This is a genomic window from Peribacillus sp. B65 (genome assembly GCF_058513295.1).
Genome location: NZ_CP195840.1, coordinates 2,901,141 through 2,921,356, shown reverse-complemented (window position 1 = coordinate 2,921,356; position 20,216 = coordinate 2,901,141). Strand labels below are relative to the sequence as shown.

Sequence of the window (20,216 nt, the reverse complement as noted above, 5' to 3'; positions counted from 1 at the left end):
TATATAATAACTGGGGAAGGATGGGTAAAATACTATCGAGTTAATACTGATGGAGGGGTTTTATTGAGTACAATTATGGACCAGCTGCAAGAGAATTATCCAAGCGATTTCGATTTATATTTGTTTCATGAAGGCACCCTTTATGAAAGCTATAAGATGCTTGGGGCACACATTATGACATCATTAGGTAATGAAGGAGTACGCTTTGCCGTTTGGGCCCCCCATGCGAAGCAAGTTTCAGTAGTCGGTAATTTTAATAATTGGGACGGAAAAGATCATGCGATGAAACGGATCGAGTGTTCAGGTATCTGGGTGTTGTTCGTACCAGGACTACAAGAAGGGGAACTCTATAAATATGAAATACATACACCTGGAAATAAACGTATCCTAAAAGCCGATCCATATGCCTTTTATTCGGAAGTCAGACCAAATACAGCCTCTGTCATTAAAAAGCTGGATAATTTTGAATGGCAAGATTCGAAGTGGATAGCCGATAGGAAAAAGGAAAACATTTATCATAAACCCATGTCCATTTATGAAGTGCACCCAGGAACATGGAAACAGAAAGAAGATGGCGAATTTTATACGTACCGTGAATTGGCTGATAGATTAGTTGATTATGTGATTGATAATAGTTTTACACATATTGAAATCATGGCCATAATGGAACACCCATTTGATAAATCGTGGGGATATCAGGTCACGGGCTATTATTCCGTAACCAGTCGGTACGGTTCACCTGAAGATTTTAAATATTTAATTAACCTTTGCCATCAAAAGGGCATAGGTGTAATCCTTGACTGGGTTCCCGCCCATTTTTGTAAAGATGCGCATGGACTTTCCCGTTTCGATGGTACGCCTCTCTATGAACCAATTGAACATACTAGAGCAGATCGCCCGTTATGGGGGACGTACAATTTTGACTTTACCAAACCGGAAGTAATCAGTTTCCTTATTTCAAATGTTATGTTTTGGATGGATGTATACCATATAGATGGGATCCGTGTCGATGCGGTATCATCCATGGTTTATCTTAATCATGATAATCCGTTGCCGGTCAAGCTGAAAAACCAGTTTGGCGGTGAGGAAAACCTTGAAGCTATACAATTTTTGCAAAAACTTAACGAAGTGGTTTTCAAAAAATATCCCAATGCATTAATGATGGCTGAAGAAGCAACAGACCGGCCGCTCATAACTTCTCCTACCGATATAGGCGGACTGGGCTTTAATTACAAATGGAATATGGGATGGACTAACGATATCCTTCGTTATATGAAACTTGAAACACATGAAAGGCCATATCATCATAACCTATTAACATTTTCATTTTTCTATGCTTTTTCAGAAAATTTCGTCTTGCCCTTTTCACATGATGAAGTGGTTCATGGCAAGAAGTCGTTATTGAATAAGATGCCAGGTGACTACTGGCAGAAATTCGCAAATTTACGGTTACTCTTTGGGTATTTCATGACGCATCCTGGAAAGAAGCTTCTATTTATGGGCAGTGAATTTGGCCAATTCATAGAATGGAAAGATGAGGAACAATTGGATTGGCTGCTTTTGGAATATGAATCACACGAAAAGCTGGCCCATTACTTCCGAACTCTCCAGGATTTTTATCGGCAAACTTCCTCACTTTGGAGATTGGATCATGTCCCGGAGGGTTTTGAATGGATAGATCCGAACAATAGTAATCAGAGTGTCATTACCTTTATGAGAAAAGGTAAACGGAAAGGCGATTATTGCATCGTTGTCTGTAATTTTTCTGCGCAGGCTCATGCTCAATATCTAATAGGTGTACCATCCCAAGGCAAATATATAGAGGTTTTCAGCAGTGATTCAGCCGCTTTCGGAGGATCGGGTCAAATCAATGAAGAACCCATTAATGTCAAAAAGGAACCATACCATAATCAACCATACAGCATGGAAATAACTGTACCTCCATTAGGCATTTCTATTTTTATGAAGCAAACAAAAAAAAGACGGGGGAGAGTGAACGAATAATGGGAGCAAAAAAATGGATAGCAATGTTATTGGCAGGAGGCCAGGGTTCAAGGTTAGGTGAATTGACAATCGGTTTGGCAAAACCAGCTGTTCCCTTTGGCGGTAAATATAGAATCATCGATTTTCCATTAAGTAACTGCACTCATTCTGGTATTGATACGGTTGGGGTACTAACCCAATACCAGCCATTGATTCTAAATGATTATGTTGGTAATGGGAAAGTTTGGGACCTTGATCTTGATGTTGGCGGAGTTTCCGTACTTCCTCCTTATCAAGGGAAAGAAGGCGGTGAATGGTATAAAGGGACGGCAAATGCTGTTTATCAAAATATCCAATACATTGATAACTATGATCCGGAACATGTATTAATTCTTTCTGGTGACCATATTTACAAGATGGATTACAGTAAGATGCTGGATTATCACATCGAAAAAAATGCCGAGGCGACCATAGCTGTCATTCAAGTGCCGTGGCAGGAAGCAAGTCGTTTCGGAATCATGAATACCAATGATGATGATAAAGTCACTCAATTCGATGAAAAACCAAAGTATCCAAAGAGTAATCTTGCTTCCATGGGAGTTTACCTTTTTAATTGGAAAACCTTAAGACGGTATTTAATAAATGATGAAAAAGATGAAAATTCTTCCAATGATTTCGGCAGCAACATCATTCCAAAGATGCTTGAAGACCGAAAAAAGCTATATGCCTATCGTTTTAATGATTATTGGAAAGATGTTGGAACGGTCGAAAGCCTTTGGCAGGCCCATATGGACTTATTGGAGGATAAGCCGAATTTCCAGTTGGATGATCAGCAATGGAAAATTTTTGCCCGCAATGCAAATCACCCGCCGCAATATATATCACCGGATGCTAAGGTCAGTCAGTCGCTTATCAATGAAGGGTGCATGATTCATGGGAACATTGAACATTCGGTTTTATCCTATAATGTACAGGTGGGCTATGGGTCAACCATAAAAGATTCTGTCATCATGCCTAATGTTACGATTGGTGAAAATGTTCATATAGAAAGAAGCATCATAGCCAGCAATTGTGTTATTGAAGATGGTGCCGTAGTTGGCAATTCAGCGGTTACATCAGATATTACCTTAATTGGTGAAAATCAGACCATTATCAATCCAAACAAAAAAAAGATTACTCTTAACTAGAAAAAGGGGAAGATGCTATGGAAAATGTGTTGGGTATTATTAACTTAATCAATGAAAGACAACATTTAAAAGATCTGACTGCTCACCGTAATGTAGCATCCGTGCCATTTGGTGGACGCTACCGTTTGATTGACTTTACGATGTCGAACCTCATTAATGCAGATGTATCAAAAGTAGCCGTTTTTCCAAAAGAAAAGTATCTTTCAGTTATGGATCATCTGGGCTCAGGGAAAGAATGGAACTTGGATCGGCGTGCAGGAGGCTTATATATCTTGCCCCCTATCCATCCGGATGAAACGGTAACAGGCGATATGAAGCAATTTTATGATCATCTCAGCTTTTTCGAACGTGCAGAGGCAGATACTGTCATCATTTCCCCTGGCAGCCATGTATGCAAATTGGATTTTAATGATGTGCTTGATTATCACAAAAAACATAAAGCGGATATCACGGTCGTATATAAGGATTATGAAGGGGAATTGATTGAAAAACCAATCTATCACACCTGCTCGGTGGATTCGGATGAAGACATTACTGACATTAGCTTTTATACCATCCCTAGACCTGGTGACCATGTTTGTCTGGAAACCTTCATCATAAGTAAAACGCTATTGGTGAATTTGATCAAAAGCTGTGTTGCGAGTGGGGAATATGACTTTTTGAAAGACGCCGTGAAAGCCAATCTTCATCGTTTTACCGTCAAAGGCTACAATTTTACTGGAGATATGCCATTCATCCATTCCATTGAAAGCTTTCATTCCAGTAATATGAATTTCCTGAACCCATCGGTAATCCGTTCTTTCTTCGGGGATACTTGGGATGTTTATACAAAAATCAAACATGAGGCACCGACCAAATATTCAAGTTCTTCGAAGGTTACCAATTCATTGATAGCAAACGGTTGTGATATTGAAGGGACTGTGGAAAACAGTATACTCTTCCGTGGGGTAAAGGTGAAAAAGGGAGCGATTATAAGAAATAGCATCATCATGCAAAAAGGCGTGATTGAAGAAGGAGCTATCGTTGAAAATATCATAACTGATAAAGAAGTGAGAATTACTAGTGAAAAATCAGTTATTGGTTTAAAACAACCTACTGTAATAAAAAAAGCGAAAGTAATTTAATAGAGGAGGTGCGGCAATGAATGTTGTATTTGCTGCTTCAGAATGCGCCCCTTTTATAAAAACGGGAGGGCTCGGAGACGTTATAGGCGCGCTCCCGAAAGCGCTGAAAAAACAGGGAGTCCATGTAAGTGTCATCCTTCCTAAATACGGGGATCTTCCTTACCGATTCAAACAGGAATTGGAACATATGACGAGTATTGAAGTTCCTGTTGGTTGGCGCCAGCAATTTTGTGGCATCGAAAAACTTGTTGCTAACGGAATTACATATTATTTTCTGGATAATGAATATTATTTCAAAAGACATGGTAGTTATGGTTTCTTTGATGATGGCGAAAGGTTCGCCTTCTTTTCCCGTGCAGTTTTAGAGGCTTTACCTTATTTAGAAGTAAAACCGGATGTCATACACTGTCATGATTGGCAAACGGGCCTTGTCAGCGTTTTGCTGAAAGCTCATTATCATAACCATCCATTCTATCAGGATATTAAAACGATATTTACCATACATAATTTACGCTATCAAGGAGTTTATCCTAAAGCTGTTTTAGCGGAATTACTCGATTTGAGTGAGTTATATTTTAATATCGATGGTCTTGAATTCCATGGGAATGTCAGTTATTTGAAAGCCGGCCTTGCATTCTCTAACATAGTCACAACTGTAAGCCCAAGTTATGCGGAAGAAATTCAGAGTCCTTATTTTGGGGAAAATCTTGATGGGTTTTTACGCAAAAGAAATGGTGACCTTAAAGGGATCATAAACGGAATCGATTATGAGGAATATAATCCTGCGGCAGATGAACATCTTGCAGTTCCGTTCGATTCCTATGACGATAAAATGGAGAATAAACGTCAGCTACAGGAAACACTGGATCTTCCTGTCAATGATGGGGTCCTGGTTCTATCCATGGTGACCAGGCTTGTTGATCAAAAAGGAATAGATCTTATTCTCCATGTTTTTCATGAAATAATGAATCAAGGAGTTCAATTCATCCTTTTAGGTACGGGTGAAGAGCAATATGAATCGGCATTTCGCCATTTAGCTGACCAATATCCAAATCAGGTATCAGTCAATACTTATTTTGATGAGGGGTTAGCAAGACAGATATATGCAGGTTCTGATATATTCCTGATGCCGTCCCAATTCGAACCATGTGGCATCGGCCAGCTATTGGCACTCCGTTATGGTACCCTGCCTTTAGTGAGGGAAACTGGCGGACTTCGTGATACGGTCATCCCGTATAATCAATTTACTGGTGAAGGCAATGGCTTCAGTTTTACGAATTATAATGCACACGATATGCTTCATACAATTGAGCAATCTGTTGGCCTGTACAAATTCCAGCCGAAAAGATGGAGGGAAATGTCCGAAAGTGCAATGAAGTTAGACTTCAGTTGGACATCATCTTCCAGAAAGTATATTGAGCTATATGAAAGTTTGATTCCTGTCATGAAGTGATAATTGGATAGGTAATACACAAAAAACACTTACGAATATTGTTTTCGTAAGTGTTTTGTTTCTTTTACCATCAAATATGGGTATATGTTTAGATATATAAAATATTGCTGTGTAGGAGAATGAAACGATGAAAAGAAGAAGAATGGAATTTGTATTTTTATTTATTTTGATTGCTGCAGTTTATATGATCCTGTTCACTCATGTTAGCTTCGACGTGAAGCTATTTTTTATTGGATTGTATATTTTTGTGATGTTTATTACCTTGTTTTCACTCATGCTGGAAAATAGATTTGCCCACGAGACCCTTTTATGGATGTATGTACTATTGTTTTTCCCGGTATTTGGATATGTGTTTTATCTATTTTCAGGTCAGCTTTATTTAAAAGGGTATTTATTTCGAAGTAAAAGGAAAAAAGATCGCGAAGAATGGAAGAGTCTTGTTACACATGTATCATCGCCAAATCTATCATTCTTGAATAATCATCAGCAATCATTCGCAGCTTTTGCCAAAAATGCTTCTGAGACCACCATTAGTACATCATCGCAAACGGAAGTGTTGAAAAATGGTAACGAAACGTTCAGCGAAATCATTAAACAGTTAAAAAAAGCTGAAAAGTTCATTCATATAGAATATTATATTTTTCGTTCCGACAGGCTTGGTACTGAAATTATAGATATCCTTATTGAAAAAGCAAAAAATGGTGTTGAAGTTTTATTCATTTTTGATGCTGCCGGTAGTTTAAGCCTTTCAAATAATGAAGTTAAACGGATGAAAAATGCAGGGATAAAGGCTTATCCCTTTTCACCATTGAAACATGGTTTTTTTAATCAAAAGTTTAATTTTAGGAATCACCGGAAAATAATCATCATAGATGGGGAAGTTGGCTTTGTTGGAGGCTTAAACGTAGGAGAGGAATACTTGGGGCGAAATAAAACGATCGGATTTTGGAGAGATACACATATGGTCCTTAAAGGTGAAGCGGTATATATGCTTCATACTGTTTTCCTTTTGGATTGGGAATATGTCAGTGGGGAAGATGTATTAGAAGAGCGTCCAGAAATCAACAATACAGTGGAACAAGGGGATGGAGCTGTCCAGGTGGTGGCAAGCGGACCTGATACACAACAGGGAATCATGAGTGATTTTTACTATTCACTTATTACTAGCGCCACAAAATCAATCTGGATTGCAAGTCCATACTTCGTACCAAATCAAGCGATTAAAGCAGCAATTAAACATGCCGCAATTAAGGGGATACAAGTTAGGCTTATGGTTCCGGCAGTAAATGATGGGTTTTTAACACAATACGGCAGTCGCTCCTATTTCGGGGAGCTGCTTCAATTCGGTGTAGAGGTATACACTTATAAAAAAGGATTTCTACATCAGAAACTTATTATCGTAGATGGTGATATGGCTTCCATAGGCACGGCAAACATGGATATGAGGAGTTTTCATCTGAATTTTGAAGTGAATGTCTTTCTAATGGGCAGCCGTTCCATTGAAGATCTCATCACTCACTACAAAGAGGATATGCTGGATAGTGACAAACTAGATCCTATTAGGTATAACAATCGGGGGTTGCTGGAACGTTCAAAAGAATCATTTGCCAGATTGTTTTCGAATGTACTCTAATGGGAAAAATAGCAGATAAATAGTATAGTTGAAATGTAAAGAAATTAATTGGCCATAAGGAGAATTTAAGAGAATATGAAATTGGTTTCCTGGAATGTGAATGGAATTAGAGCTTGTGTTAAAAAAGGATTTTTAGATTACTTTAAAGATGTGGATGCAGATATTTTTTGCCTGCAAGAAACTAAGCTTCAAGAAGGACAGATTACACTTGAGTTGGAAGGGTACCATCAATATTGGAATTATGCACTGAAAAAAGGGTATTCAGGTACAGCCATTTTCACGAAGGAAAAACCGCTTTCCGTGAAATATGGTATAGGGGAGCTGGACGAGGAGCCGGAAGGCAGGATCATAACACTTGAATTCGAAAATTTCTATATGGTGAACGTTTATACCCCAAATGCTAAAAGGGATTTATCAAGGCTTGATTACCGTCTCGAATGGGAAAATCGGATGATAGATTATCTTAGTGAACTGGACTTGGTGAAGCCGGTTATCTTTTGTGGGGACCTCAATGTTGCTCATCGGGAAATCGACTTAAAAAACCCAAAATCCAATATTGGAAATTCCGGTTTCACTAATGAAGAGCGTGGAAAGATGACTGAATTACTTGATGCAGGGTTTATCGATACATTTCGCCATTTTTATCCAGACCAGGAAGGGGCCTACTCTTGGTGGTCATATATGGCAAAAGTTAGGGAGCGGAATATAGGGTGGAGAATCGATTATTTCATTGTTTCAAAACGTCTGGCGGATTCTTTAATAGATGCTAATATTCACTGCGATGTCATGGGCAGCGATCATTGCCCGGTCGTCTTGGAAACAAATCTATAAATGGAATAAATTCGGTTAAATGGGGATACTAATGGTTATCCATATTCAACAGGGGGTTTGATTATGAACACATTTATCGTGGGCTTTCATCAAGAAGATAATGTAGACAGCATGCAAGTGCAAAAATTGTCGGCGGCTGAGTTTGAAAAAGCAACATCACGCGGTTTTCGCAGACTATTTGAACTGGATACAAATATCGGATATTTTGTATTTTTTGATGCTGAAGATGATGAGGGTGATTTATCTCATCTAGTTTTACAGTATGAAGAAGATAATCAGGATCCAAGTGATTGTTACTCTTTTACTAAAAATGATTTTTATGAGTTCATGGCACTTTATTTACAAGGCATGGATGAAGTGGAAGTGGAAGATGAAGAAGATGATGCCAATGAAGAGTATGGACCAATCCATCATCTTGCCCATTTGATGTTTCATATTGTTGAAGAAGGAAAATCCGTTAAGCCTTAACGGCCGATCAATGAGATGAAAGGTACTTGTGAGCTTTGTGACAGGGGTGAGATAGAACTGACCATCCATCATTTAACACCTAGAGAATTAGGTGGCAGCCATTTACCCATTGCCTATCTCTGTAAATCTTGTCACAAACAGATTCACGCACTGTATTCAAACCGAGAGCTGGCCATCCGACTATATACCGTGCCTTTGTTAAAAGATGATGAAGCACTAAAAAAATACTTAAAGTGGATCAAAAAACAGCCGGTAACGAGGGCAGTGAGAATTAGAAAATCAAAAACGAAATAATGCAAAAGCCCATCATAACAAGATGGGCTTTTGCATTTCATTCAGCTTGCTTTATTTTTCAACCGGTCCAATAAAAAACCACCTTTAAAATAACGTGGTTCATATGAAATGATGAAAGCCTTAGGTTCAAACTTTTCAACGGTTGCTATCAATTCTTGTTCCCGATTGCGTTTTGTCAAGATTTCCATCCGATAACGGTTGCTATCCCTGCCCTCGCCCGTATAAAGAGTTACACCAAATCCGTTATTCCTCAATGTATCTACCAAAAGTTCATTTTTGGTTTGAGTATTAACGGTTACATTAATAAAACCGATGGCAAGTTTTTGCTCAATTTTCGTACCAAAAATTATTCCGATTCCAAAACCGACTGCATATACAACCATGGCGAGTATGCTTTGGTCACCGCCAAATACTAAGGATAATCCAAAAACGTATATTAACATTTCTGCGATACCCAGTATCGAGGCAAGTATGGTAATATTTTTTACTAAGAAAATGGTTCGCAACGTATAAATCGGAACATAAATAAGTTGTAATAGTAGAATCAGAAGTATTTCTTTCACTTGAGCACCTCACCAACATCTTCCAGTTTGATTAGACGTTCACCTTGGGGATTGTTCATTCCATAAGTAACATCTTCCATAATCTAACCACATCATAATAGGGGAATTCAATGGGGAATATTATGTATTTTTTGTGTCATTTTCTGGACACAGAATTAACAATCCTATAAGATTTTTGAATATTCATTTTTTGATTAATTTGGTATCATTATCCTTATTAATTCATATGGAGGAATGATGATGTTTAATTATGATGGTAGGATTTTCAAAGCTCTAGTCAATTCTGAAAATGGAGAAGTATCGGGAAATACTTCCTTCCACTATTCACAAGAAGGCTCAATTCTTTCAGCAAGTTATCATGGTGGTGAGATTGTTAAAGGAACTTTAATAGGGCTTGTCAATATGGATGGTTCCTTGGAATTCAGGTATAATCATATCAATGAAAAAGGTGAAATTAGAGGCGGCAGCTGTCTTTCCACTCCTGAATTATTGCCAGATGGCAGGATACGCTTGCATGAAAAATGGAAATGGTCAGATCTAGATCAGACTGAAGGACACTCCATCATTGAAGAAGTGAAAAAATAACAATCTACATAGAAGGGTTTGAGGACAATTACTACTATCTGTTTAGTGCGGCATGGTCAAACAGATTGGAATGCACTAGGGAAACTGCAGGGGCAGACTGATATTCCTTTAAATGAACTAGGAAAGATACAGGCACGGCAATGTGGTGAATTCTTGTCAAAAGAAGCTTCTTGGGATGTGATTATTTCGAGCCCTCTAAAAAGGGCAAGGGAAACGGCAGATATCATTTCGCATTATATTGAAGTCCCGGTCATTGAAAAAAAGGAATTCATTGAAAAAAACTTTGGCGTTGCCGAAGGAATGACAGCAGCTGAAAGGGCGTCAGCATTCATTGATAAAGAATATCCTGGTCAGGAAAATCAGGAATCTTTACGAAACAGGCTGATGAATGGGCTTCAGGGAATTCAGAAGGAGTATCCTGAGAAAAAAGTTATACTTGTTGCACATGGTGCAGTCATTCATTTTATTTTACGCTTGATGTCAAACGAGTCAATCGTATCAAATGAAATGCGCTTGTTCAATGCATGTTTGAGTACGATAAGATTTGAAGTCGATTCTTGGATAATTGATGATTTCAATCAAGTGCATCATTTATCTTAGTCCTATATTATTAAGCAGCTAATGAAGGAAAGTGGGAAATCATGATTAATAAGACGGCATTGATTTTAGGCGCTACAGGTGTGGTAGGCACCCAGTTGGTTAAACAGCTAAGCAACAGCAAAATCTATAGTGAAATCCATTTGCTGACAAGAAGGGAAATGAAATTCACGGAGCCCAAGTGCACAGGACATGTTGTGGATTTCGATAATTTGTCCCAGTATGCCTATTTATTCAACGTCACCGATGTTTTCATTTGTTTGGGTACAACGATCAAAAAGGCTAAATCAAAAGAATCTTTTCGTAAAGTTGATTATGACTATATAATCGAAGCAGCTAAAATGGCGAAGACATCGAATGTTGAAAAATTACTCGTCATTACGGCCATGGGAGCCAATTCCAAATCAAAGTTTTTTTACAGTCGTGTCAAGGGAGATCTGGAAGGAACACTACAACGCTTGGAAATGAATACTGTACATATATTCCGCCCTTCCTTACTTCTAGGAGAACGCGAGGAATTCAGGGCAGGTGAAAAGATTTCTGGGCTGCTAAGTACTTTTGTGAAATTTGTCTTTGTAGGCCCTTTACGTCCATATCGTGCAATAGAAGCAAACAAAGTAGCTGCTGCAATGTACGCTGCAGCCCAAACGACGGCAAAAGGATATCATTTTTATAATTCTCATGAAATAGAGAAACTTGCACAAAGGGTTAACTAGTGAAACGAGCCTGCAAAAGGCTCGTTTTTTAATCTAAAACGCTTAAAAGGAAAAAGGAACGGATGAACATTGCTACAGAAAAAAGGGAGTGGAGTGTAATAGAGGTGGTTAACCAGAAGAAACAGCAAGGTCAAAAGATTTTTAAGTTGCTGCCATTAGCTGGGTTAGCTCAATAAGAAAACCGGGTAAAAAACCCCTCATCTGTTAGTACTATTAAATCTGTATTAGCTGTTGCAATGATACATCCGTTAGCTTCTGTCTTTTTTATATTCATCTTCAATCCTCCATTCAAATATAATTATATATTTCTTATCTATACAAAAAATTTGAGGAAATGGAGGACAAAGGATTACTATTAATTATTGAAACGTGCCTGTAAAAGGCTCGTTTCAGACTGTAGTCAAACTCGAAGAAAAACCAGTTTGCCTACTGTATTTATTTATAACGTTCAAATCTTCCAGATGAAACTTGATTGTAACAGTGATATCCACTACAATTTGTAGTGGGAGGTGGTAAAGGATGAATATTAAAAATTTTAAATATGATGAAGTTGGACTGAATCGTTTCTTTGGTCCATTGGAAGCAAATATCATGGAATATTTATGGGATAAAGATGAACAGAGCATCAAAGCGGTTCAGCAATCATTGGAACTTGACAAACCTATCAATTTCAACACTGTAATGACCGTCATGAATCGTTTAGTCGAAAAAGGCATTCTTGAAAAGAGGTCTGAAGGAAGGCTCTCATTATTTCGCCCAGTTCAATCCAAAGCGGAGTTTTTAGAAGAGCAGTCAAAGAAACTGACTGAGAATTTGCTCGATGAATTTGGTGGAGCGGTCATAAGCCATATGCTGGATGCCATGAAAGATGCTGACCAAGGTTTAATTGAAAAATTGGAACAAAAAATTCAATCGTTAAAAAAGGATAAATTATAATGTGGAAGAGTAAGTCTTATTTTGTGATAAGCCTGAGTCTTTTAATTGCCTGTGTAGTATGGTGCCAAATGGGAGCGTTTTTGGTACATATCTTTTTTGGTGTGAATATTAAAGCCAACTTTTTTAAATTTTGCTTTAGTCTATTCAAGGAAGATTCAGTATACTATTTTGTAGTCGTCACCCTGCTCAGTATAATAATATCCTATAGCATATTGAGCACCCTTTTCAAAATTGCAGAGCAATATTTCTTATCCAGAAGGTTTAAACAAAAGCTTTTTCTTTCCAAAAATTTTGAAAAGACAAGGTTTATAAATGAAACATTCAACCGGGTCAACAATGATATCTTAGTTGTGAATGCTGATCAGCCTCTTGCGTTTACGCTTGGTTTTTGTCGGCCATTCATTGTGTTTAGTTCTGGTTTAATTAAATTATTGGACCAGGATGAGCTAGAAGCGGTAGTAGAGCATGAAGCCTTTCACCAAAAAAAATATCATCCGCTGGTAATATTTATTTTACAGTTGATATCAGATGCTTTATGGTTTGTCCCACTTACAAAATGGTGTCATAAAAATTACAAAATAATAAGTGAATTATCAGCCGATGAAAATGCGATAAATAAAATGGGGACTGAATTAGGCATAAGTACTGCTTTGTTGAAGTTAATTAAACATGGTTACACTGATAAATCCTCGCCCGTCCTTGTCCACTTCTCCAATGAATCAGTTAACTATAGACTTCAGCAATTAATCGATCCCCATAAAAAAATTCCTTTGAGGGCTGAAACTACTACGATTTTTGTTTCTATTTATGTTTTGCTTATACTTTTGGGAATGACTATAGTGATTGTCTGATGACTTTCACTTGATTTTTTTACCACTCTGCACTACACTTTGTAGTGTGAAATAAAAAAAGGAGATGTGACATGAATAAACAAGAGATCGGTACCTTTTTATTAAGAGTTATGTTGGGAATTTCATTTTTGCTACATGGATTGTCAAAATTCCAAGGTGGGTTGGAGAACACATCAGGATGGTTTCAAAGTATAGGCATACCGGGATTTATGGCCTATGTAGTCGGTGTTATTGAATTGTTTGGAGGAATTGCTTTAATATTAGGTCTTGGAACAAGAATAATATCTGCCCTCCTTGTATTCATCATGGCTGGTGCAATTGTTTATGTGAAATTCCCTGCAGGTTTTATGGGGAATGGAGAAGCTTCAGGGTACGAACTGGATCTCGTTCTTATGATTATTGCACTTCATCTAGTTTTAAATGGAAGTCGATTCCTATCGATAGATTCTAAGTTACCTAATCTTAAAAGAGGACAAGATTCAGAAATGAAAGCAAGTTAATAAAAATAAACAATATCACAGTGTTAAGTTTATAGCTCACCAAATTGAAACGAATAGACTAAAGTCAAAAAGGACCTAATCGATTAGGTCCTTTTTTTTGATGGAGCGTTATTCTGTTGAAATGCACCAGAACCTCTGATTTTTTCTACTATTGTATGCAAATAATCGATAAAGAAAATCGAGTCAGGGTTTAATGGTTTGGAATTTCAAAATTGGGCTATTGTGTTTTTTCCTTTGTAAAAGGTTCTACATTCTCATTTCACTTTTCTATGTTCTAAAAAATAATGGACTTTAAAATGATGATGAATGCTGTTGCGAAGATTGTACTTGCTGAATAAATTAATAAATAGATATGATTGTGTATTACACTTTTTCTTCCTATAACACAGCATATTATTAAGGAGGATTTATAATGAAAAAAGTTGAATTCAATAATGAATATTTGGAAATAATAGGAAATTTACCTGATTCTCTTGAGGAGTATCAGTTTTACCTTGGACTGAAAGAACGGAAAATTTATTATAATTATGATGTGGATACAACCATTGTAAATAAAATTGTTTATTGGATTCAAGAATGGAATCGAGAAGATGAAGAGTTAAATATTCCAATAGATAAAAGAACGACAATACAAATATATGTAACATCTGATGGTGGAGATGTAGTGGCTGGTTTTTCTGCCATTGATGCAATTAAATCAAGTAAAACGAAAGTTGAAACCATTGGTGTAGGATCTTGTGTTTCTATGGGTGCGTTACTGTTGATTAGTGGACATTATAGAAAAGCATATCCCAATACAATAATTCTTATTCATGATGGAAGTATGTCTGTTCAATCAACTTCTAAGAAGGCTAAAAATACAATGAATTTCTATGACCGTTTAGATAATCGTATTAAGAAGTTTGTTGTGGAAAATACCAACATTTCAGAAGAATTGTATGCTGAAAAGGAAGATGAAGAATGGTACATGTTTGCAAATGACGAAGGTTTGAGTTTAGGAATTGTACATGAAATAATTTAATACTTATAGTTAATTGGGAAGTGAAATTGGTTATAATTCTTCTATTATTTTTAGAAGAAAAACTTTGATTTTTTTCGGTTATATAGTTATATCTGTACTACAAACAATAAATATCTTATTTTTTCAAGATTAATTACCTCTTATATCAACATTCTATAGCTATTTTCCATCTTTTTTAGAACGTGAGAATTTAAACGAGATGGGTAACTTATATAATAGTGGGATACAAATTTAGTCTGAGAGCCATTAATCAACCAGGGGCAAATTAGCATGATTCTAAGCTACAAAAGATAAAAGACTAGACAAACTTTCAAAAATTCAGGAATGAAAAGAACTGATAGTCCGAATATATGACTGACTACTCAGTATTTAAGTAAACGTCAAATAGCCCCAAAATATACTACATAAGTGGTGTATTTCGGGGCTACTTTTTGTTCGCTTCATTTTTTTATTGGTACTCTGCATATGGAAGGCAAAGTGCAGGAGAGAAAATCTAGCATTTACCGGGCGGGGAATTTTAAGACGAAATTGCTGCGGAAGAAAAAGAATTGATTGGTCTATGCAATCCATCAGGTTCCTTTTTTAGTTAAGTAAGGCTAAAAGAGAAACACTGAAGGATTTTTCTATTAGTCCAGCAATGAGATTCAAGAACTTCCATATTAAACGTAATTGGGTGTTATGATCATTAGGCTTGATAAGGACCGTGGTTTCTCCTGCTTCTATAGCTAAAATAGATTATTTTAATGCAAAAGCATTTGTTGGTGTTTAATCGAAGAAAATTCCAAGGTAAATGGTTCAGTTTTTGTAACAATGTGGTCATGAACAAAACAAACACTTTAAGCTAGTGGGATAATCATTTAATATTTTATTTACACCAGTCTGTCATCTGAAAAATTGTTAGTATTCAAGTGATTTTCGTTGACGAACACACGTTCTTTGTTATAAAATACAGTCATGGGTAATAATGGTTATTGTCCACAACTTCAAAAAGAGGCTTGGAAGTTACTCATGCTTTCTAACAAAAATTAAAACAAAAGGAGCTATTTATGACCATGCGACTGTCTCCCTATTTAATGATGAACGGAAATGCAAAAGAAGCGATTCAATTTTACGAAAAAGCACTTGATGCAAAAGTCCTTTTTAATCAAACTTTTGGAGAAATGCCTGAAAACCCGGAATTTCCTTTGCCAGAAGAAGCAAAAAATCTTGTGGCACACGCAATGTTAAGGGTTGGGGAAACGGATCTCATGTTTTCCGATACGTTTCCAGGTCAACCTAGTCACTCTGGAGATCAAGTCACGATCTGTATTTCAATAAACGATATTGAAAAATCAAAAAGAATCTTTGAAACATTGTCTCAAGGCGGAGAAGTGACAATGCCGCTGCAGGAAGCTTTTTTCAGCCCTGCATATGGAATTGTAACAGACAAATTCGGTGTAACCTTTCAAGTGTATACAGAGGGTAAACAATAATCTCTAGTTAACTAATAGCAGCTGCTTTGGTGACTTAGTTGCAAACCCAATTTCTCAATTATATATCACTGAGAGATTGGGCTTTTTAATATTGGCATATCCTTAACATTGTAAATCCACGTGTTGCTTGCGGTACTCCTTATGGAATTATAGGTATGATACCTATCGTTTTTCCTATGCTGTCTAAGTTCATTCCGCCCCTTCAGAAAGATTCAAAAATAAAACACTTTTCCTCCGGGTCAATTCACGTGCTTTCTTCACTGCCATACGGGGTCTTGCTGTCATTTTCCCTTTATCTACAATTTTACGGGCCATGTTCTGGTCCCACTTTTAAGTTTGATACCTTATCGTTATCTCTCTGTGATATTCGTCATATATTCTTCATCTGTTTGTTCTTTGTTTAGAAAATGGCTATGCTATCATTTAAAACATTGGTATATAAATTAGCCGCATTGTTTGCAAAATATATTCCTTTTAATAGGCTAATATCAATCGAAGTAATATTACGTTGCGTAATAAGGGGGAAGGGGGAACAACGTGAACACAGATCAAGCTTTCGACCTGTTAAAGGACGCAGGAGTAACAGAAAGCAGCAGTATACAAACTGTTAGACGTTGGCTCCGTGAAGGTAAGATTAAATATGAGGGAGGAAACGGGATTAGAGAAACTGGATACATATTGGATGACACAGATCAAGCATTTGAAATGTTAAAAGATGCAGGAATAAAAGAAAGTAATAGCATACAAACTGTTAGGCGCTGGCTTCGTGAAGGTAAAATTAAAAATGCGGGAAACGGAAAGAGGAACACTGGATACATAAGCGATGAAACTGCTTCAAAGCTGGCCATAAATGATTTCATAGATCAAAATAAGGACGAAATCATACATCGATTAAAATTGAAAATACAAACTCAAGATAAGCATATAGAAGGAATCGAAGAACTTCATGAAACTGCAAAAAGAATATTGATTCAGCAAAGGGATATGTTCAAAAAGGAAGTTGCCATACTAAAGAATGAGAAAAGTGAATTACAAAATGAAACAAAGGATTTATTAAAAGAAAATATTGAATTACGTAATGAATTGATAAAATTAAAAGAAAACATCAGAAATAATTACAATATTGATTCCACTGCTCAATCAAATGATTATAGTAAAAAATTAGGGCTTTCTAAAATGGCGAGCAATAAAGAAGTGTTAGCAGAATATAAAGGGTTATTAAAAATAACTCATCCTGACCATAATGGCAACGCGAAGGTATTTCATTACATTAAGACTGATTACGATAATTTTAGAAAGAGCAACAAAGGTAAATGAGAGCGTTTTAAAAAAAAGTATAATCAAATCAAACTTAACGAGAATTCCAGGGCAAAAGTATGTTTTGAAACGAATCAATTGTTTAGGATCAAGAAAGCTATGAAGTTCAAGGGAACATTATTTTTTTGATTCCATTCGTTTGGTCATTTTAAGTAAACAGTTTCCAAATGAACAAATAGGTGCCTTAGATCATTTGGCACCTAAAATTGAGGTATTTATAGTCCAGCGTTTACATTATCAAGCTGCAGACTATTTTTTTTGTCGCCTCATCCATTGTGTTGCAACCCATTTTTCACCAGTGATAACTGGCGCTCCACTGTGTAAAGTTAGTTCGTTTAGGTTTTTATCGTTATAGAAATATTCGAAATATACAGCCATTCCTTTTCGCGGTGACACTGAAAAATTCAGTTTAGGAAAAAAAGTTTCCCCTCCATGCTCCACATCATTTAAATACATGATGATTGTGCTAATTCTATTATTTTTTGCTGCCAGACTTGTAGATGTGAAAAAATCAAAATGAGCTTTATATTCTTGACCAGGAGTATATTTAAGAATTTGAATACCATCTCCATGTTCAATGGGGATACTCATGATGGATGATATTCTTTTTTCAATTTTAGTTATGACGTCATATTCTTTTTCTTGAAAAAACATGCTACTGCTTGTTCTTATTTCATTTACCTCGTGTGTAACTCCAATTTTGGAACGGTGCATTTTGTCTTTTGACAATCTAATAAGTTCGTCACATTCATCGTCACTTAAAACATTTCCTAAAACTACAATTAAAGGTTCTTCTAATCTAGCAATTACGTTAATTTCTCGATCTTCTGTTATAATTTTATTTCCAATATGATTAAAGATGGTTTGTTCTTTAACTGTCAACTTTCATCGACTCCTAGAAGAATGAATTTTCCGAACAATTAGTTTCTCTTTCTTTGTAAACGTTTTCTCTGTTAATTATACCATAAACGTTGTTATATAACTGTTTCTTATTCTGCTAACCTCCATATTGAGTTAATTAAAACGAACATTTTGACGAAAAAAAGGGATAATTGATTTTTACAAAAGAAGTCGTTTTATTGTAATCCCGGCAATATTCCAAAAATAACCTCGGTAGAATATATGGAAAGCCCATATTCAAAGCAGTTAAGTAATACATAATTAAAATGGTAAAAAATAGATTTGTTAAAGGGAATTCAATACTTTTGTTGAACATGAATATTGTGGAACATTTTTACTGTTTAATGATTTGTTATTGTAATCGTTTACATCGAGGCGTTTAACATATTTTCATGGAAGTGATTATAAGTTATTTTGACATTGATGTATTTAATAAACCCATTAGCGAATGGAGGTTAACCTATGGTTAGCACACTGGCAATCAATAAAGATGATTCCCGTTCCTTCCTAACGGAAGAACACTTATTATTTAAACAATCAATTCGTGAATTTCTCGCAAAGGAGGCTGTCCCCTTTTATGATCAGTGGGAAAAAGAGGGGGGAATACCTCGCTCCTTTTGGAAAAAAATTGGAGATAATGGGTTTTTATGTCCTTGGCTTGATGTGGAATTCGGTGGAATAGGAGCGGACTTTGGATATTCAGTTGTGCTGGCAGAGGAATTGGAAATGGTTGGTTCAGCTTTAGGGGGAATATCCATTCATTCGGATGTTGTAGCCCCTTATATAGCTACATTCGGAACAATAGATCAACAACAAAGGTATTTACCAAAGTTCTTTACAGGAGAAATGATTTCCGCCTTTGCGTTCACAGAGCCGGGAATGGGTTCGGAAATAGCGGATATTCAAACCACTGCCATCAAGAAAGATGGATATTATAATGTTAATGGAGCTAAAACGTTTGTCATAAATGGCTTTACAGCTGATTTCATGATAGTAGCATGCAAAACTGATCTTAATGCTGTTCCTTCTCAGGACGGTATCAGTTTGCTGCTCATTGATAAAGATACGCCAGGATTTTCGCGAGGAAGAAAGCTTGGTAATGCAGGACAGGGAAGTTCAGGCATAGCCGAGCTATTTTTCGATGATGCTTTAGTACCTGTTGGCAACCTCCTTGGTGAGGAAGGGAAGGGTCTTTCATATATCATGCAAAAACTGCAACAGGAAAAACTAATGTGTGCGATTGGGTCTTTAATAGCAGCGAAGGACATGCTTCACTTAACGATGAATTTTATAAAAGGACAAAAAGCATTTGAAAAGAAAATAAGTAAATTTAAAAATGCACAGTTTACCATTGCTGAAATAGCGACCGATATTCAACTGGGAAGGACGTTTGTTGATGGGTTGATCTGTAAACATATGACTGGGGAGAATATCATAACTGAAGTATCGATGGCTAAATATTGGATAACAGAGATGTCTAAGCGAATATCTGAAAAGTGCATGCAGTTACATGATGGATACGGACATATGGAAGACGATAATATTACCCGGCGTCACCGGGACATTCCTTTTTCAAAATTCTTTACAGGGACAGATGAAACCGTAAAAATTCTGATTGCTAAAAATATCGGGTTTTAATTCATTATTAATACTTTAAATCAATCAACTGCCTCAATTAATATGAGGTAGTTTTTTTATGACATTTTTTCAATATAATTACATATGACTAGTTTTTTAAATAAAAAGGTTTATACAGCTTATCTAATGGGTACAAGAGACTGTGCA

Annotated in this window: 20 protein-coding genes and 1 pseudogene; 18 read left to right on the top strand and 3 right to left on the bottom strand. The window is 36.5% G+C overall.

All coding sequences use genetic code 11. The annotated features are described in order from the left end of the window. Window positions 1-75 precede the first annotated feature (75 nt). The 8 genes from glgB to hlpB all read left to right on the top strand — a co-directional run bounded on the left by glgB (window position 76) and on the right by hlpB (window position 8,973). Window positions 76-2,004: a 1,4-alpha-glucan branching protein GlgB gene (glgB, locus tag ACSR9O_RS14285; protein ID WP_491725470.1), complete on the top strand. Its 1,929-nt coding sequence runs from the start codon at window positions 76-78 to the stop codon at window positions 2,002-2,004. Then, window positions 2,004-3,170, top strand: a complete 1,167-nt coding sequence (locus ACSR9O_RS14280; RefSeq protein ID WP_101225372.1) for a glucose-1-phosphate adenylyltransferase — start codon at window positions 2,004-2,006, stop codon at window positions 3,168-3,170. The genes glgB and ACSR9O_RS14280 overlap by 1 nt, the downstream gene beginning before the upstream one ends. A 17-nt stretch (window positions 3,171-3,187) precedes the next feature. Then, the gene (gene glgD / locus ACSR9O_RS14275; protein WP_491724572.1) at window positions 3,188-4,294 is read left to right on the top strand and encodes a glucose-1-phosphate adenylyltransferase subunit GlgD; all 1,107 of its coding nucleotides are present in this window, start codon (window positions 3,188-3,190) and stop codon (window positions 4,292-4,294) included. A 16-nt stretch (window positions 4,295-4,310) separates the two neighbouring features. Further along, window positions 4,311-5,747 (top strand): glycogen synthase GlgA, encoded by a 1,437-nt coding sequence (gene glgA / locus ACSR9O_RS14270; protein ID WP_491724571.1) that lies wholly within the window; start codon window positions 4,311-4,313, stop codon window positions 5,745-5,747. A 127-nt stretch (window positions 5,748-5,874) separates the two neighbouring features. Then, window positions 5,875-7,380 carry a cardiolipin synthase gene (gene cls / locus ACSR9O_RS14265; protein ID WP_491724570.1) on the top strand — a complete coding sequence of 502 codons (1,506 nt, stop codon included), beginning with the start codon at window positions 5,875-5,877 and terminating at the stop codon, window positions 7,378-7,380. A gap of 75 nt (window positions 7,381-7,455) precedes the next feature. Then, window positions 7,456-8,211 (top strand): exodeoxyribonuclease III, encoded by a 756-nt coding sequence (locus ACSR9O_RS14260; protein ID WP_101225368.1) that lies wholly within the window; start codon window positions 7,456-7,458, stop codon window positions 8,209-8,211. Between the two features lie 63 nt (window positions 8,212-8,274). Next, window positions 8,275-8,679, top strand: coding sequence for a cytosolic protein (locus tag ACSR9O_RS14255; RefSeq protein WP_230175911.1), 405 nt, complete (start codon window positions 8,275-8,277; stop codon window positions 8,677-8,679). Between the two features lie 15 nt (window positions 8,680-8,694). Next, a complete protein-coding gene (hlpB, locus tag ACSR9O_RS14250) occupies window positions 8,695-8,973 on the top strand; it encodes an HNH nuclease-like protein HlpB (RefSeq protein ID WP_101225366.1) in 279 nt (92 codons plus the stop codon). Window positions 8,974-9,014: 41 nt separating this feature from the next. On the opposite strand, the gene ACSR9O_RS14245 is transcribed toward hlpB, so the two are convergent. Then, window positions 9,015-9,536, bottom strand: coding sequence for a DUF2179 domain-containing protein (locus ACSR9O_RS14245; protein WP_101225365.1), 522 nt, complete (start codon window positions 9,534-9,536; stop codon window positions 9,015-9,017). Window positions 9,537-9,776: 240 nt separating this feature from the next. Between ACSR9O_RS14245 and ACSR9O_RS14240 the strand changes: the two genes are divergently transcribed. The 8 genes from ACSR9O_RS14240 to ACSR9O_RS14205 all read left to right on the top strand — a co-directional run bounded on the left by ACSR9O_RS14240 (window position 9,777) and on the right by ACSR9O_RS14205 (window position 16,214). Beyond that, entirely contained in the window at window positions 9,777-10,121 is a 345-nt protein-coding gene (locus ACSR9O_RS14240) for an avidin-fold protein (RefSeq protein ID WP_101225364.1), read from the top strand. A 27-nt stretch (window positions 10,122-10,148) separates the two neighbouring features. Further along, window positions 10,149-10,721, top strand: a complete 573-nt coding sequence (locus ACSR9O_RS14235; protein WP_101225479.1) for a histidine phosphatase family protein — start codon at window positions 10,149-10,151, stop codon at window positions 10,719-10,721. Window positions 10,722-10,762: 41 nt separating this feature from the next. After that, window positions 10,763-11,434 carry an NAD(P)H-binding protein gene (locus ACSR9O_RS14230; RefSeq protein WP_232783024.1) on the top strand — a complete coding sequence of 224 codons (672 nt, stop codon included), beginning with the start codon at window positions 10,763-10,765 and terminating at the stop codon, window positions 11,432-11,434. Window positions 11,435-11,953: 519 nt separating this feature from the next. Then, entirely contained in the window at window positions 11,954-12,370 is a 417-nt protein-coding gene (locus ACSR9O_RS14225) for a BlaI/MecI/CopY family transcriptional regulator (protein ID WP_101225362.1), read from the top strand. Then, a complete protein-coding gene (locus tag ACSR9O_RS14220) occupies window positions 12,370-13,221 on the top strand; it encodes a M56 family metallopeptidase (protein ID WP_230175913.1) in 852 nt (283 codons plus the stop codon). The genes ACSR9O_RS14225 and ACSR9O_RS14220 overlap by 1 nt, the downstream gene beginning before the upstream one ends. Window positions 13,222-13,292: 71 nt before the next feature. Beyond that, a complete protein-coding gene (locus tag ACSR9O_RS14215; protein WP_101225360.1) occupies window positions 13,293-13,721 on the top strand; it encodes a DoxX family protein in 429 nt (142 codons plus the stop codon). Between the two features lie 412 nt (window positions 13,722-14,133). After that, a complete protein-coding gene (locus tag ACSR9O_RS14210) occupies window positions 14,134-14,742 on the top strand; it encodes a ClpP family protease (RefSeq protein ID WP_491724569.1) in 609 nt (202 codons plus the stop codon). 1,046 nt (window positions 14,743-15,788) lie between these two features. Further along, window positions 15,789-16,214 (top strand): VOC family protein, encoded by a 426-nt coding sequence (locus ACSR9O_RS14205; RefSeq protein WP_260357723.1) that lies wholly within the window; start codon window positions 15,789-15,791, stop codon window positions 16,212-16,214. Between the two features lie 219 nt (window positions 16,215-16,433). Here ACSR9O_RS14205 and ACSR9O_RS14200 read toward each other — a convergent pair. Continuing rightward, a pseudogene (locus ACSR9O_RS14200) lies at window positions 16,434-16,526 on the bottom strand (hypothetical protein); the annotation flags it as partial. Window positions 16,527-16,751: 225 nt separating this feature from the next. On the opposite strand from ACSR9O_RS14200, the gene ACSR9O_RS14195 reads away from it, so the two are divergent. Beyond that, entirely contained in the window at window positions 16,752-17,531 is a 780-nt protein-coding gene (locus ACSR9O_RS14195) for a hypothetical protein (RefSeq protein ID WP_230175915.1), read from the top strand. Window positions 17,532-17,780: 249 nt separating this feature from the next. Here the strand turns inward: ACSR9O_RS14195 and ACSR9O_RS14190 are convergent, their stop codons facing one another. Further along, window positions 17,781-18,413, bottom strand: coding sequence for a 2OG-Fe(II) oxygenase (locus ACSR9O_RS14190; protein ID WP_101225356.1), 633 nt, complete (start codon window positions 18,411-18,413; stop codon window positions 17,781-17,783). Window positions 18,414-18,893: 480 nt separating this feature from the next. Between ACSR9O_RS14190 and ACSR9O_RS14185 the strand changes: the two genes are divergently transcribed. Continuing rightward, on the top strand, window positions 18,894-20,069 hold the full coding sequence (locus ACSR9O_RS14185) for an acyl-CoA dehydrogenase family protein (protein ID WP_101225355.1): 1,176 nt from the start codon (window positions 18,894-18,896) through the stop codon (window positions 20,067-20,069). Window positions 20,070-20,216 lie beyond the last annotated feature (147 nt).